Here is a 16271-nt window from a genome sequence, read left to right as displayed (position 1 = left end):
CATGGCGCGATCCCCCGATCGTTCTCGGAGGGATAGTCGCAGTCGCGCTAATATACGTCACCTGTCCGATCGGACAGTTGACGCGTTTAGGGATGGATCAGACGCCTGCGCCGCTGGCGCTGTGCTTCTGGCGCAGAGTGGCTGCTTCGCCTTCAATTCGGATGAGCGTGCGGGCGCGACGTTACGATGAAGAATCGATTCAGCCTGGGAACCCGGCAGCTCCACCTCGCTTGCAATGTTTGCGGCATACCTTTCGCGCAAGAACCATTCGCAGAATCTCGAAAATACGCAGAGTCCATAACCTACGGCCAAAATTAGAGAAACCATAGTCACGCAAAGAAGAAATCTTGCGGTATTCGGACCCCAGAGGAGATCACTAGGAGCCCGTTGCGCCTTCGAGGTCACGGCGGTATCCATGTAATTAATGCCCATAAAAGATAACGTTACAAATAAACAGAAAATTATCACAAAACCATAGAACAAAAACTCAAACCTATTCAAACTTAAGTCATTTTCGATGTCTGACAAATAGAACGTTACCTTTGTAAGCATTGAAGAAATATAAAGTACAGATGCCATTGATATTAACTGTATAGCTGACCTTTTAAAATCTACATGATCCGGAATAAGAGGGAGTCCTACAAATATTGTAATCGTGAGTGCCGTCCCTACAACAGCTATAATAAATAGGAAAAGGCGAGCATATTTGTCACCATATTTAAAAAGAGCGCGGAGATCAATTGCAAAGCGGCTTGGGACGAACTTAGCTTCGCTAAAAACTAATAGAATGCGATAACCAACGAAAATAAACTATCGCCGACAGCTGGCGCTGTGATTAGCTTATAAACCCCGAAAGCTACGACCGCTATTGCTGCCCAGAGCTTCCAGGCCACGATCGTTCCTGTTGGGGGTGTGGCTAATGTTCCCATCCGTAGTAAAATTCCCAGATATTCTGCATCAAGCTTTAACACTCTCGCATTTTAGGATTTTTGCCAAGAGGGCCGGCAAAGCAAAAGTATGGGGCACAAGTCAAGACTCTCTCACCAACCCTAACCCGCAGATACGAGTTCGCTTTTTCGGTGCGTAAGACCGGTGCAATGATGGCGCATGATTTGCGGCTATCGGTGAGGCCCGCTGTCAGAGCATCTCTCTCCAAATTCCCGGTTTCGGACGTCTCCTGAATTGACACTAATGTGATGGGTTTCGGATGCCGGCCATCGACGTGTTGGCCTGGCGACGGGCCGGCGTCCGAAAGCCTCCAGAGAAAGAACCCGCGGGATGGAGGGCGCGATCCCGGTCTATGGGGATTTGTCGTTTTCGTTGGGTGCTGCTAGGCCGAACTGATGCGGCTGATGGATGGCAATGATCATGTTGACGATGGAACGAACCTCGCCGGTGCCGCGCATGCTGCGGCATGGTCGTTGCCGGGCGGTCGAATTTGGTGTGTTGACTTGCGACGTTGGGCGCCGGCGCACGACGTTCGCCTTCCGGCGACGATGAGGTCCCTGGGCAGAAATGGTGCGTGATGGGCGGGTTGCTGTCATGGCGTTTGCGCCCCGCTTATAGAGCCGGTTGACGGCGGTGCGCGCGCATCGCCGCCGCGTTCGAAGTCTCGATGATGATCATGCGCCCGCCGCAGCACGGACATGGTGGCCTCCAATCATTGGGGGGAGCAGCATCGGCATCGTCGCTTTCGCTGTGCGGCTTTGGGGTGCGGTGAGAAGTACGCGAGCGCGTGCGATGTTGGCCTTGGCGTGCGCGCTGGCAAGCAGGCCGTGGAAGCCCTTGGGCAGCACATGGAGCAGGAAGCGGCGGATGAACTCGCCCGGATCGAGTGTCATGGTCCGGTAGCGCTCGTTCCCGTTGCGGCGGTAGTCCTTGTATCGGAACGTCACGCCGGCCTCGTCGAGCGCGATCAGCCGGCTGTTGGAGATCGCGACGCGATGGGTGTAGCGCGACAGGTATGCCAGCACGGTCTCGGGTCCGGCGAAGGGGGCTTGGCGTAGAACCAGATGGCGCCCATCATCGCGGCGGGAACCTCAAACGACAGGGTTCCTCCGCGCTGGCTTTCGCGTCGCCTCCGAACTCTCATTCAAGATTATGGAGCTACTCTTGGTATTGGTATTGGGCATTCCAATCAATGCAAGTATCCTTGGTTGCGGACTCGCCATACATCCAGTTTCGGTCAGGGAGGGGTGCAAGCAAGGCACGTGAGACCATCCGTCGACCAAAGCCGAAGTTGACCAACGATTTCTTGGCCGTCGAGCGTCCCGCCTTGTTTTGCTGCCCAAACGATGCCAGCCGCAGCAGGCTTGTAGCCGGCTGCCAACTTTCTCGATTGCCACCTGTTCGAGTGCGACAAACAAAGAAATTTGTCAAATACCCAGTTGAACAAATATGTTTTGTAGTATTTTATTTGAGGGTGCGTATCGATATGCGCTAGCTTGCTTCCTCGATAGTGAAAATACAAAAGTATTCATAATGGTTTAGGGGTGGCGAAAACGCTGCAATTAAATGGGCAGGAAACCGAAGACGCGAGGGCCGAAGCGCACGCAGGCCACGACGCCTGATACGACAGTGCTGAATGGCGTCGACACAGGGTCGCCGTTCATACCGGCCGGCGTTGGCGAAGGATTATCTGGCATTGCCGCCGGTCGCCCGCCCGCGCCAGAAGAAGACCTCGTCGTCGAAGTTGAGCTTGCGCCGAACGCAAGCGCGATCGGCTCCGCACTTGCAGCCAACACCGCAGGCTATCTGGCTGACACCGCCGGCGCCGCGCCTCCCGACGTGGCGTTGCGTGGCGTGCTGCGCCAGTACGGATTGCGCGAGGCGCGCCCAGTGTTTAGCGGAGCGCAAGTTCAGGCAGAGCAGGCGCGTCTTGATGCGCTTCGCGCTGCATCGGTCGGCTCCGCATCGGCCGAGCAGGCGAGTGCGCTCGAGCGCCTGCCACCGCTGTCGAGCTTCCTGCGGCTGCGCTTTCCGCCAGGCACACCGCCGTCCGAGGTGACGACAGCGCTCAAGCGGCTGCCGGAGGTCAACAAGGCGGTCATCGTGCCGAAGGCGGCACCTCCTATGCTCGCCCTGTCGGAGCCCGTGCCTATTGATCCCCAGATCGGCGACGGGCCGCTGCAGCCGGACCCCGCGACTGGACTGGAATCGCAGTGGTATCTGCATCGCACCCGCGTGCCGCAGGCCTGGCAGTATTCCCGCGGCGCGAATGTTATCGTCGCAGACGTCGACTGGGGGTTCCGTACATCCCACCAGGAATTTCGGGCGGCCATCGATCGCACTTACAATGCCGTAGACGGCGGCGCAGACGTTACACAAGGGTCGCACGCGGCGCACGGAACCGCGGTACTCGGCATTGCCGGAGCGCGCGCCGACGGCGTCGGCATTGCCGGATACGCGCCCGAGGCTCTGCTCTGGGCGGTCCAGGGCGACAGCGGCCCGAACCCACCGGTTTTCGAGGAGCCCTGGGCCGAGGCGATCGACTTCGTTCGCCGCACCGTCATGCCAAATCTGCGCAAGGTCGTGATCGTCGAGATCCAGACCGTGCTCGGGGGTAATTTCGAGCAGATCCCGTCCGTGCATCGGGCGATCCGGGCCGCGATCGCCGACGGCTGCGTCGTCTGCGTGGCCGCAGGCAACGGCAATCGCCCGGCCGACAGGACCGATTCCAACGAGCCGTTCGATCCGACCGGCTCCATCCTCGTCGGAGCAACCGCATTCGACGCCGCGTCCAACAAGCGCGCCTTCTTTAGCAACTACGGCAGCCGCGTCGTGGTCTCGGCGCCCGGGGACCTGAACCACGACCTGACCTGCGGTCATACGTCGGATTCGTCTTACCGCAACGGCTTCGGCGGCACTTCTGGCGCGACCCCAAAAGTCGCCGGCACTGTCGCATTGATGCTGTCAGTCAATCCTGAGCTCACACATGGCGAAGTCCGGGATATTCTTTCCGGAACCGGCTCGACGCTGGTTGAGGATCCCGGCAAGCCGATCGGCGCGTTCCTCAACGCCGAGGCGGCGGTGGCAGAGGCCCTGCGTCGCCGCAGCCTGGGCCAGCCCGGGGAGGCACTGCGAACACCGGCGGGGCTGGAGGTAGCTGAGCCGCCGAGGACGAAGCCGGTCCACGGCATCAATCGTCGCCAGAGCCAGTTGGCGCTGCCCAAGAATACAGGCGGGCCGATCAGCTGGGAGACGGCGGCCGAAACGCCGATTGTCGCCGACGCGGCGTCTGGCGAGCAACTTCCGGCCGGAGACAAGACGCTTCGGAGCTTTCGCGAAAGCATCGAGGGCACGCTTACGCAACAGGATCGCATCCTGATTGTCGGGCAGGCGATCCAGGTGCTCGACAATTTCTATGTCCATCGCCCGTTGAAGGAAGCGATCCATGCGGTGCGCCCGATCCAGCGGCTTCGCGTATTCCAGCGCCGGCTGCTGCAGGAGAGCAATATTCCCGCCGGCGAACAGGACGAACTGGCGTTTCACAATACGCTAACACAAATTTTCAACTCGGTACGTGATCTCCATACGAACTATCAGCTTCCGCAGCCCTATCGCGACTATATCGCCTACCTGCCTTTCGAGGTGGCCCCGTTCTACGAGAACGGTGTGCGCAGGTATCTGGTAACGCGTGTGCTGGCCGGCCATCAATTCCCTGCTCCCGAGTTTGGGCCGGGCAGCGAGCTGTTCTATTGGAACGGGATGGCGATCGAGCGAGCCGTGCGCGCCAATGCCGATCAGACCGCCGGAAGTAACGACGCGGCGCGCCATGCGCGCGGCGTCAGTTCGCTGACAATTCGACCCATGAATACTGCCCTGCCGCCGGATGCCGATTTCGTCGATCTGGAATTTCTGCCGCGACACGGTGATCCGAGGGATCCCGTACAGCGGCGGCAGATGCGGCAGCAATGGTTCGTCCGCTATGCGCCGACCACGTCGGACGGCTCCGACAAGGCGGCCGTGGCGGCGCTCCCTGCGCAAATTCAGCCGCAACCTCCGCCGGCGGCACCGCCAGATATCTCCTTCGCGGCGAATTCATCGGTGGATTTCAGCCGGCACAGCGCGGCGCGCGCGTCGAGCGTCATCTTCGATCAACCGGCCGAGATTGCGGCTCCGCCGCGGGCGCCGCAGCCCCCCGCGGCCGCCCCCGCGGCGGCGGTGTCGCGAGACCTCGGGCTGGCAGCCGTGCTCGGCCTCGATACCTTGGCGGACGCCGTGCGGGAGGCGCGGCAACTCATCTTCGATTCGGGCGCCTTGCGGAATCTGCAGAGCGCCAATTTCGGTGAAGAGGCCGCGGGCTTCTTCGCCAGCGCATCGCCCGACTCGCTGGAGGAAAATCCGACCGGCATGGAGATCAGCGTGAAGGTGCCCTGGAACGCCGCGTTCCGGGCCAGGTCCATCGACATCGACGGCGTGACCTACGGCCACATCCAGATCAGGACATTTCATGTCGAAGACGCCGACGGCTTCGTCGCGGAATTCGTCCGGCTGCTCGGGAGCACGCCGCCAAGCGGCTTGATCCTCGACGTGCGCGGCAATGGCGGCGGCAGCATCCTGGCAGCCGAGCGGTTGCTCCAGACGCTTACCGCGACGAAAATCGAACCTGAACGCATGCAGTTCGTCGTCACGCCGGGCACGCTAGATCTGTCGCGCAACAATCCGGCCGGTTCCCAGATCCCGCTTCATCCATGGCGCCCGTCGCTCGAGGAGGCGGTCGAGACGGGCTCCATGTATTCGCATGCCTTCCCGCTGACGGATCCGGTCAGCTGCAATTCGATCGGGCAGCGCTACTATGGCCCTGTCGTGCTGGTGGTCGACGGCAACTGCTATTCGGCAACCGACATGTTCGCCGCGGGCTTCCAGGACCACCGCATCGGCAAGATCCTCGGCGTCGCCAACAATACGGGCGCGGGCGGAGCGAATGTCTGGGAGCACTGGCTCCTGAACCTTGTCCTGCCGACGGGATGGGGGCTGAAGCCGCTGCCGAACAACGCCAGCATGCGTGTGGCCATACGCCAGTGCCTGAGAGTCGGGCCGCGCGCCGGAGCCTTGCTTGAAGACTTCGGCGTCGTTCCCGACGAGATACACAGACCTACCCGAGCGGATGTGATGGAAGGCGATCGAGAATTGCTCGCCCGCGCGGCGGAATTGCTCTCGAAGGAACCGCGTCGAGAGATCAGTATCGCCATAGGTCCCGCCGACCCCGCAAAGCCAGGCTTTCCCCTGGTGACTATAAACACGGTCGGACTGACCAGACTGGACTTCTACGTCGAGAACAAGCCGGAGGGAAACGTCAGTCTCAATCCGGACTCGGCGGGCAAGGCCACGCTTACCCTGCCCATGAAAGCCGGGTCGAACATCAATCTGGCGGGATTCATCAAACCGGATGATCCCGTTGCCGTCGCGGTCTATCGCGGGCAGGTGGCGTAGAGGATCCGGCTTTGCCGGCCGGAGCCGACATGCAGGCGGCGCCGATGCCGGTCTAAGCTAAAGGAGGGGGAGGGGGCTTGACGATCTCTCGGGAGGAACAGCGTTTCCCGACGCGCAACTATCCCTACCGCAAGGGCGGGGCGCGCATGGCCGCGCCCGCCGGCGCGGTGCCGCCCGAGGCGAATGTGCTCTACCGCCGGGTCGGCGGAATCGATACCCTCCCACGGCCGATGGACGCCGGGGAACTCGGCAGGCTGGACGATCCTTTCGGGCGGCTGCTGCGCTCTGGCAAGCCGTTTCCGTTGACGGCGCGGCAATTGATCGCAGCTTTCGATGCGCTCGACGCAACGGCCGACGCGCTGCCGCAACAGCTTGTCTTCTTGGTCGCCGACGGCGGCCACATCCCGTGGTCCCTGGAGACCGACAGGCTTCAGCGAGGGTTCCGGTTCGTGATAGTGCGCGGGAAGGGCGATTTCCTAGTCCTCGTTTCCTCCAGCACCCTGGCCGATTCGGTCGCGGACGATGCCTTCCTGCAGATCATCGGCTGGGACGATACGAACAAGGTCTTTCATTTCTACGAGCGGCTGACCGGCACCTACTTCTGGGCGGGTATGTCGTCCCATGCACTGCAGCCGGCCACGCGCGGCAAGGGGCCCTTCGACAGCCATGTGAACGGCGCGACGGTGATGAAGGAACTGCGGGCGCCCTGGGTTCACTGGCACGCGCCGCAGGCCGGCATTAACGAAAACGCGTTGGCGCCCGGCGATCCGTTGCGCAATGATCCTCTTTTCACCAGCCGCGTCACGGCCGAGCGCATGGAGACCGAGGTTATGCGGCCGGGCATTCGGCGCTGGAATGCGGCGCGCATTGCCAGGGCGGTCGACGCCGACGGCGCCTGGAACGACGTTCGCCATTTCCTGCGCCAGGCAGTGACGGACACGACGGTAAACCTCGCCACGTCGGAAACCGCGAGCCACCTGATCGAGGACGACACGCCGCTCGGGCCGCCGCTGAGCTTCTTCCTCAACCGCGATACGCTCTTCGGAACCTTGGGCCTCGAGCCCGATGATCCAGCCGATGCCGATATCGTGGTTCCGGGATTGCTCTATCGCCAATGTCTCGCACGGCATGACGTTCACCGGTCCGATGGCTCGCTGCGGATCGAGGGCGACTCGCATTTTGCCTTCCTGGTCCCCGAACCGGCCTTCGAGGACACGCAACTGATCGATGCGCTGGTGCTGGCGGGCCTGCTGACGAGGCGCTTCGTCGCCGCGCTGACGATGACGGATTTCCCAAATCCGGTCTTCTCGCCCCGCCGCGCAGCCTTGCTTCGCTTTGTCCCGACAGTCGTCAAGGGCCCGAACGTGGGAGAGGCGCTGGAGCGGGAGTTCACGGAGGCGGTTCGCGCGGCGTCGGCGCAGCAAAGCAACGGCGCCGACAGTCCGGAACGGGAGTTCCTGTCGAACTTCGAGACGGCCGATTTCGAGGCCGCGTCCAGGGAGCGCATCGCCCAGTATCTCAGGCAGTTGAAGACGGGGATGGACGATCCCGAGACCGTCGACGGCTGGTTCCGCCTTGCGGAGTACCGGCGGCGGCGGTTTCGCCGCAGGAAGCTTGCGGAATTCACACTGACCACACCGTTGACCAACATACCGGAGACGGCCGCGGCCTTGCGCATGAACGCGCTCGGCCGTGCCGAGCCTGCCGGAATTGGCGAAGCAGACGAGACCCAATCATCTCAGGGAGAGACTTCATGAACCGACTCGATCCGCCCGGATTTCTCGACGATCTCGATGCAGCCGGCAAAGAGGCGTGGAGCCAGAAGGTCTCCGATTGGCTCGACAGGGCTCGAGCGGGAGAACCTGCCAAGAATGACGGGCCGCGCAATCAATTCTTCAATCCCCTGAAGGATCCGCCTGCCCCGGACGCGCAGGTGGCGCCGATTTCCTGGAACGCGTTTCCGCGCCAGGTGCGCATAGATTCCTTGAGCGACATGCAGCGCTGGCGCCAGGCCGACGCCACGCGCAGCGTTCAGGACGAATACTGCGAGTGGAGTGTTGTCCGCGATCCGCCGAGCGGAAAGATCATACGCGTCGATTTCACCTGCGAAGGTCCCGAATACTGGGAGTTCCTGGCCGCGCGGGACCCGGAGAAGGTTGTGGAGCTCTATCGCCGGCTTGTTTCGCCATCGGTCCGGCGCGAGGATCTCTTTGTCGGTGGAGTCTACCAGGGCAAAAACCGCTTCAACAACTCGACCAGCAGCGGCATTGTGCATCTAATCCAGGACGCTAATACGCTATGGGCGGAAATCTGGCTGGGCGCAGGCGCAAGCATCCGCCGCCGGCGAGCCGGCCAGGACATTACCGACGCGCAGGCTCTGATCCGTTGCTCGCGCTATGGCGAACCGGAGCGCAACAGCGATCCGTTCATCGGCGAGCAGGTCAATGCGCTCGCCAGGCGGCTGGCCGACATCACGCTCAACAACCCGGTCGGGCTCTATCTTCACCAGTTCAACCCGGTGGGTTGGGCGATGCCCGATGGCGAGGATGCGCGCAGCTTCTGGCGTTTCACGCGAGGCAGCAACGATCATTTCGTGCGGGCGACCTATGAAGTTCCGCCCGAGCGCGGCTACTTCGTGGGAGACGTCAAGATCGACGGCCGGCCGATACAGTTCGGCGCGCAGATCGCGGATTTCATCACCATCAAGCTGGAAGGCCTCGCGACCCGAATAGGGCAGAGCACGGTTGCCGCTGTCGAGGGATGCTGGGGGGAGGCCGGTGCGCCGCCCGCGGTCGTTGCCGCCGCCGAAGCAGCCGATGAGCTTGTTCCGCCGACCCGACTTGCCGGTCGACGGACAGCGGCGCGGGACGAGGCTGCCGATCGCGCCGTCTTCGAAGCTTTGCCGGAGGCGCTTCGCCGGAACCGCGAGCAGTCCAGCGCGGCTGACGACGATGCTGCCGCGCCGCCGGCATTGCTGCCCTATCCTCGGCTGCCGGAGTCGGACTTCCTTCCCCGTACCGTTGCCGGCAGGGTCATGGCCTATGCCTCGCCGGATTCGACCTATGCCGTCACCAAGAAGCTGATCGACAGTGCGATTAGCTCGCTGGTGATCGGTATCTACGATTTTAGCGCGGAGTACATGAAAGAACATCTCAAACGCGCCATGCGGCGCGGCGTCTCGCTCTCGCTGATGCTCGACACGAACTCCGAGGAGGAGCGGGACGTGCTGGATGAACTGACGGAGCTCGGTGCAAACTGCGTCAAGGCGCCATCCAGCTCGGCCGGAAATCCCGTGGCTTATTTTGGCAATGCACACGAGAAGATCATCGTGGTCGACGGCGAGATCGTCATGATCCAGAGCGGCAATTGGTCGGAAAACAGCATCCCCTTCAACGAGGGCGACGGGGTGGTGATAGGGACGTACGAACCCGGCAATCGCGATATGGGAATGGCGGTGGAATCGCGCGAACTTGCGGCCTTCTTCTCCAATCTGGTCGCCCGCGACATGCGGCTGTCGCAGGGGCAGCCGCCGGACGCAGTTCCGCCTGACGTGGTTGCGGCTGCTTCGCCAGCCAGCGACATCTTCTTCGAAGCCGCGCCGCCGGCGATTCCGACGCGACTGTTCTCCAGCATCACCGTTACGCCGGAGTCGCCGATCAGCATCACGCCGGTCATCACGCCAGAGAACTTTCATCCAACGCTCAGCCGCTTCCTCAGGTCCGCCAAACGCAGCGTCAGGATAGAGCAGCAATACCTTCGCGGCGGTCAGCCCGCCGTCGAGGCGCTCTTGCGGGAGATCGCGGATGCACGCGCAGATCATCCCGATCTTGACGTGCGCATCATCGTCTCGAAAAAATATTTGGACGCCGGCCAGAAGCAAAAATTCGTGAAGGCGATGGACGATTTCGATTTCGCGTTCGATACGAACTATCGATATCTCTCGACCCGCCATTTCGTCCATTGCCATAACAAGCTCGTCCTGGTCGACGACGAGAAGGTGTTGCTCGGCTCGCAAAACTGGTCGACGACTGGGTTGCTTTCCAACCGCGAAGCCAGCCTGCTGGTCGAACACGCCGGCATCGCCAGCTATTTTGCGAAGCTCTTCGACGCCGACTGGGAACTCAGCGAGCCTGGTGCTGCCCCGCCCGACTTCATCGATCCCGCCGAGGCGGGTATCCGATCTGCTTCCGACTTTGCACAAGGTGGCGTGGTGATATCCAGCGTGGCTGACTACAGGGACCTTTGAATTCAACCATGGTTACCGACTGCCCTCGAAGGATTCGTACTTTCGTCCGAGATATGCATGTAGAATTAGATAGATGAAGCAGTGTTATGTGAACGTTCTGTGATGAACAGGCAGAGCGGCAATCATGCTGGAAGTAGTAGACCCTTCAATTTAGAGATCCTTGGAACGAATGAACATAGAGCCGGGCAAGCTTAAGAGTGTCGAGTAATGGGAGGTGTTTCATGCCAGATTCCAGCATTGCAGCGATTTTCTTCGATCTCGGAGATACTCTTGGGACGGCAGTTGTTGGCGGTTGGCCGCCGCGCCTTACCGGATTTGACGTGTTCCCCTATGCGCCGGGCGTCCTCTCAGATTTGAAGGCCCGTGGATTGAAGCTAGGGGTGATCTCAAACACAGGGCCAGAGAAGGGGCCGGCGATCAACGCCGTGGTTGAACCAACTGGACTGCTCGCTCACATTAACCCCGAGCTGATTGTGTACAGTGGTGATGAGCGACCGCTCAAAGACGGCACTTCTGTTACTAAGAACAATCCAGAAATCTTCCGGCGGGCGGCCCACCGAGCTCGCTTAAAAGCTTCTCCCGCCCGGAACTTGTTCATCGGAGAGGACGCCAGCGAACGGCAGGTTGCCGTGTCCGCCGGTTGGCGAGTTTGCCCTCATCCTCTACTGATTGGTGAAGTGCTGGCAGGGCAATCGCTGCGTTTCGTGCGAATTAACATCCAGCTTGCTCACGCAGCCGCGCCTTGGCGCGAGGAGCTGCACAAGCGGGCATTCCTACCGATGCAAATGTTTGGGCGGGGCGGCACAGTCGTCTACGGCCTGACAAGCCAACGGGTCGCGTTGGAACTGGTGAACATGCGTTTCGGTGTTGAGTTCCTCGGCGAGCCGAACCTGCCCCTGACGACCGATCTTTATTTGCTTCGAGACGATGTCGCTGAGAGGTCGGGTTTCCTCGCTCCTGCGGGGGAAGCGGCCCGAGTGTTTGGTGTGGCTGGAATGGAAGGACTGATGGTGTCGGCGACTCCTGAGGGGGTGATCGCGGCCTTTCCGCCGGATGCTATCGTTGAATTAGACACTTTCCATTTTGACGGAGCGCGGCACGGGCACAATCTGAAACTCGCTCCTGATCCTCTGTTGTGGGTTACGACCCCATCTACGGCTCCGCCGAGTGGGTTCGCTCCTGAGGCACCTGCGGTAATTCCGATTGCTGCAGCATCGCTTGCGACAATCACCCCGGATGAAATTCTTGGCATCGTCAAGCGGTACTGTGGGGCCGCCGCATTGGACGGGGCAGCCGGGGCTTCGGTCACGAGCCGCCATATCCGGCACTCTGATAATGCACGGGCGATAGCCCAGCTCGCGGTCGACTTGGAGACTGCCGGGCAGGGTCGCTTGCAAGTAAAGCTTCACCGATTCACTCACGTAGGCCTGGAGCTTTTCAACGTCGAAGCGGAGCTAGCTGGCGAATCGCCGGAATTGGTATTCGTGACCGCTCATCTGGATTCTACCGCCGCGTTCCATGAACCTTATTCGCCGAGCTCTGACCCGGCCCCAGGTGCCGACGACGATGCCAGCGGGATGGCTGCGGTGCTCGCGATAGCCGGGCGGTTTGCCGCTCTCGCATCGACCGGGCAACCAGCTCGAACGGTCCGCTTCGTGTTCTTCAACGCTGAGGAGCAAGGACTGATTGGAAGCCAAGCGTATGCTCGTCGATCCAAGAGCCGTGGAGAAGCTATCGCCGCCGTCTGGCAAATGGATATGATCGGCTACAATAAGCAATCTCCTCGGAGCTGGGAGGCGCATGCCGGTTTCGAGTTTTCTCCTCCGGTTGAGGCTCTGTCGCGGCGGCTCGCCGACTTGATTCAGTTGGTCGCGACCCAAGTTTCACCAGCTCTTCCCGCGGCGCAGATCTATCACAGTGGAACAATGCCCGCAGGAGATCCGGCCGCCGGGCGCAGCGACCATGCAGCGTTCCACGCACAAGGCTACCCAGCCATAGTAGTATCCGAGGATTTCTTCGTCGGCCCTGGAACGGATGCGCCAGCGCCGGAGGAAAACCCGAACTACCACCGACCCGGTGATACGGCCATCGACGCAGAGTTTGCTGCGGATATTGCACGTGCCGTCGGTGCCGCGGCCTGGGTCTCGGCTTGGCAAGCTCCCGGCGCAAGTTCACCTAACCAAGCTTTCCTTACAACAAAGGAGCGAACCATGCCTGTGACACGCGAACTCGACACTCGGAAACGATCCGCTAGTAAAACCATTTCGACCCCACCTGGCGAACTGGCTGCGGGCGGAAGTCCTCTTCAAAGCCGGACAAATGCGCTCACCGGGTCGCCAGCCGTCGTTTCTGGACCCGGCTCAACTCCAATGGACAAGTCCCTGATCGAGCGAGCTCTCACGTTCGCCAGGTCGCAATCGACGAATCTCGGTTTTGTGGCCGGGTCCCCAGCCGAGTTCGCTCCCGATCCGGTGATCCAGCGGACTAGCTCCGGCGCCGCGGCAGTTCACTTAAAGCAACAATATCGCGGCCTGACGGTATTCCAGATGTCCCGCGCAGTCCGATTTAGCCCTTCCGGGCAGGTGGTCGATGCGACAGGAGACACTGCCGCTATTCCTGACGGGGTGGATGTCGAGCCGAAGTTAGCCATCGAGGATGCGGTTCTGGCAATGGCTATGCACTTAGCCTCGACGGGAAGCGGGGGAAAAGTACGGGACGCGTACGGTCAGGAAGCCCAACTCCCAACTATCGACTTAAAAGACTTCAAGCCGGAAGTCATAGCCGGGTTCCCGCTCCCATCCCGGGCAGCGGTGCTGGACAAGGGGCCGTTCGAAAACCCGATCCCCGCATACCTACTCATTTTCAACCAACCCGGGTTGGCGCGGCTAGCGTGGCACGCGGTCTTCACTTTCCCAGGGTATGCCGACCAGTATGCGGTGATCGTAGCGGCAGACAATACCAAAGGCGAAATTCTCTATTGCAAAGGCACGATGCGCCAAGCCTCTGCGCGCGGCAGTGTGTTCGAATTCAGCCCTGGGGTTGCGGACCGCCGGCTGATCGAGTTCCCTCGTCCATTGGCCGACTATCCTATAATGCCCAGCAGCCCGATAACCGGGTTCCCGACTGACTGGGTGGACGTCAATGAGACCGTGGGCAACACAACCCGCGCGACACTTAACTTCACAACCAACACACTAACCGGAAGTTCTCAAAATGGAGTGATATTGTTCGAGCCCGCCAGCCCCAATGGAGACGAGCAAAAGCTGCTCAACATTTTTTACTTCTGTAGCTATATGCACGACTTCCTAGTTATCCTCGGGTTCGATGAGGCGAGCGGGAACTTTCAGCAAGTGAATTTTACCCACACCGGCTCGGACAAGGATCCGGTCCGGGCGAGGGCTCATAGCGGCGCCGTAAACGGGACAGCAAACATGTCCACAGGTCCCGATGGGCTGCCGCCACTAATGAATATGGGCTTAGTTGTGTCAACTGGCAATCACACCGCCCTCGATGCAGACGTGGTGTTCCACGAGTATGTCCATGGTCTGACCAACCGTCTGGTTGGCGGAAGACTGAATGGGCACTCGTTAGACAAACTCCAAAGCGGCGGCATGGGAGAAGGGTGGAGTGATTACTACGCTCTTACAGTCCAGAACTACTTTCGTACGAATGAGAAAACGGTAACAGGAGATTGGGTTGTCAACAACCCTGCGGGTATTCGTCGGGCGCCATATGATGACGCCTACCAGTTCAACTACGGAGACCTATCGAGTTTCCCCGAGGTCCATGACATCGGGGAAGTGTGGTGCGCTACCCTGATGATGATGACCCGGAAGCTGCGCACCGCTCTCGGGAACGACCAGCAGGGCTACCGCTTGGCGTGGCGGATGGTGACCGACGGATTGAAATTAACCCCGGCAAACCCTACGTTTCTGGACGCCCGAGATGCCATCCTGCGAGCGCTCGACGATCTCGGTACGGCAAACCACATCCCACCTGCTACTCACAACCTCGCACGGAAGGCGGCGTGGCAGGCGTTCGCGCACTTCGGCATGGGGGTGAACGCAACGTCCGAGGATGCTGACGACGTCGATAATGTCGTCGCCGACTTTACCTTGGCACCCGAAGTCTGACCTGACCCGCCTTTGAGGAGACCAGAATGGAAATCCCACGCGATGCGGCTAGTCAGCAACTTAATCAGTCTCGAACTGGTTTCGCCCGGATGGTCGCATCCCCGGACGCGCCGAACCTCAATACAGCGGGCAGTCGCGCGGTCGAAGCGTGGTTTCTTGGGCCCAAGGCTGAAAACGCTGACGAACTCGAGCGGTTGATAGTCGAGGCCGTCCGCGACCAGGCGTTCTGGCGGCGAAACTACCATCCAAATGACCCAACCCATATTACGGAAGCAACAAAGCAGGCTCCCGACTACCTGGAGGCCGTTGGGGCTTTACGGGATGGCTTTCGCGGGCTGCTCGCGTTTTTGAAGAAATCCGTTCCCTTCTTTAGCATGCGGTATCAAGGCCACATGAACTGGGATCTGACCCTCCCAGGGTTCGCAGCGATGCTCTACAATCCCAATAACGTCGCGTTCGAAGGGTCAACTGCAAGTACCATACTAGCCTAAGGGACACGCGAGATGTAGTGGACTCGTCGATCCGCGCGGCTCCGATTCGCGCACCCGGGCACAACGCTTGGACAAGTCCCATCAAATGCTCTCCGGTGGCCGTCATCTGTTTAGCTGACATAGGGCCGAGGGCTTCCAGCACGAGCCACATGGCGCGGGTATCGACCGTGACCATGGTGCGCCGCCCCTGCCGCCAGTTCCAGCGGCGGCACGTGACACCGGCATCATCGCACCAGATGACTTCGCCCGGTTCGGGATGCTCGGTTACCATTTCACCTTGCTCGATCGTGTCGAATGGCTCCGCTCCCTTCGCAATTAAAAGTCTCGGGACCCCCTGGTAAAGATCGAGATCCTCCCCGCCAATCGGAACGCCATATCCACCGAGCGAGTGGTCGAACCTTACGGAGTGTTGATCGGAATCCGACGCTATCTGGTGGCCAGGCCAACAACCGATCGCGCGGGTCCGCTCAGGCACTTCGTGGCTGAGAAGATCGAACGCGCGGAACTGATCGGCGAGGTCTTCGAACGTGATCCAGGCTTCGACATTCATGCGCATGCGCGGAAGGCGTTCGGAGCTTTTCAGAACGACAGTGAGTTTGGCGAAGTCATCTGGAAGTTCAAGCCTGACGCAGCGCCGCACGCGCGAACTTTCCTGTTCCATCCGGCTCAGATACTGGAGGATCAACCCGACGGTTCACTGATCGTGCGTTTCTGGGCGTCCGGTCATATGGAGATGTGCTGGCATCTCTACATGTGGGGAGACAAGGTTGAGGTCGTAGCGCCGGAGGTCCTTCGCCGAATGGTCGAGAGGCACCAGCGCTCTGACTTTCCCTCGCTTCCATAGAACGCAATTTCCCAAACAGCTTTGAACGGTGGGAACCGCACGATCCGCGGCTGGTGACAGGTTCTGTCATTAGCCTGTGGAAACCTGAAATCCCGAGGGCTTGGCAGCCTAGGCAGAAACCT

6 protein-coding genes and 2 pseudogenes are annotated in these 16271 nt (G+C 60.6%); 6 read left to right on the top strand and 2 right to left on the bottom strand.

Annotated features, from left to right (window positions below; translation table 11 throughout):
• Positions 1 to 1560 precede the first annotated feature (1560 nt).
• Positions 1561 to 2012, bottom strand: a pseudogene (locus NKI16_RS30860) (transposase); the annotation flags it as partial.
• A gap of 502 nt (positions 2013 to 2514) precedes the next feature.
• Here NKI16_RS30860 and NKI16_RS30855 point away from each other — a divergent pair.
• The 5 genes from NKI16_RS30855 (at position 2515) to NKI16_RS30835 (ending at position 15305) form a co-directional block, all read left to right on the top strand.
• Entirely contained in the window at positions 2515 to 6435 is a 3921-nt protein-coding gene (locus NKI16_RS30855) for a S8 family serine peptidase (protein WP_352924339.1), read from the top strand.
• A 77-nt stretch (positions 6436 to 6512) separates the two neighbouring features.
• Entirely contained in the window at positions 6513 to 8192 is a 1680-nt protein-coding gene (locus NKI16_RS30850; RefSeq protein WP_352924337.1) for a hypothetical protein, read from the top strand.
• Positions 8189 to 10681, top strand: coding sequence for a phospholipase D-like domain-containing protein (locus NKI16_RS30845; protein ID WP_352924335.1), 2493 nt, complete (start codon positions 8189 to 8191; stop codon positions 10679 to 10681). The genes NKI16_RS30850 and NKI16_RS30845 overlap by 4 nt, the downstream gene beginning before the upstream one ends.
• 221 nt (positions 10682 to 10902) lie before the next feature.
• Entirely contained in the window at positions 10903 to 14814 is a 3912-nt protein-coding gene (locus tag NKI16_RS30840; protein ID WP_352924333.1) for a M20/M25/M40 family metallo-hydrolase, read from the top strand.
• A 26-nt stretch (positions 14815 to 14840) separates the two neighbouring features.
• Positions 14841 to 15305 (top strand): hypothetical protein, encoded by a 465-nt coding sequence (locus NKI16_RS30835; RefSeq protein WP_352924341.1) that lies wholly within the window; start codon positions 14841 to 14843, stop codon positions 15303 to 15305.
• A gap of 127 nt (positions 15306 to 15432) precedes the next feature.
• Here NKI16_RS30835 and NKI16_RS30830 read toward each other — a convergent pair.
• Positions 15433 to 15855: pseudogene (locus NKI16_RS30830) on the bottom strand (phenylalanine--tRNA ligase beta subunit-related protein); the annotation flags it as partial.
• On the opposite strand from NKI16_RS30830, the gene NKI16_RS30825 reads away from it, so the two are divergent.
• On the top strand, positions 15784 to 16149 hold the full coding sequence (locus NKI16_RS30825; RefSeq protein ID WP_502897641.1) for a helix-turn-helix transcriptional regulator: 366 nt from the start codon (positions 15784 to 15786) through the stop codon (positions 16147 to 16149). The pseudogene NKI16_RS30830 and the gene NKI16_RS30825 sit on opposite strands and share 72 nt — an antisense overlap.
• The last annotated feature ends 122 nt before the right edge of the window (positions 16150 to 16271 follow it).

Source organism: Mesorhizobium sp. M0698 (assembly GCF_040320455.1).
In the GTDB taxonomy this organism is placed as follows: domain Bacteria; phylum Pseudomonadota; class Alphaproteobacteria; order Rhizobiales; family Rhizobiaceae; genus Mesorhizobium.
This window is presented reverse-complemented; position numbering and strand designations above follow the sequence as displayed.

Bases quoted from the DNA above. Each gene is read 5' to 3' on its own strand.
- NKI16_RS30855 (WP_352924339.1), top strand. From the start codon at position 2,515: ATGGGCAGGAAACCGAAGACGCGAGGGCCGAAGCGCACGCAGGCCACG.
- NKI16_RS30845 (WP_352924335.1), top strand. From the start codon at position 8,189: ATGAACCGACTCGATCCGCCCGGATTTCTCGACGATCTCGATGCAGCC.
- NKI16_RS30840 (WP_352924333.1), top strand. From the start codon at position 10,903: ATGCCAGATTCCAGCATTGCAGCGATTTTCTTCGATCTCGGAGATACT.
- NKI16_RS30835 (WP_352924341.1), top strand. From the start codon at position 14,841: ATGGAAATCCCACGCGATGCGGCTAGTCAGCAACTTAATCAGTCTCGA.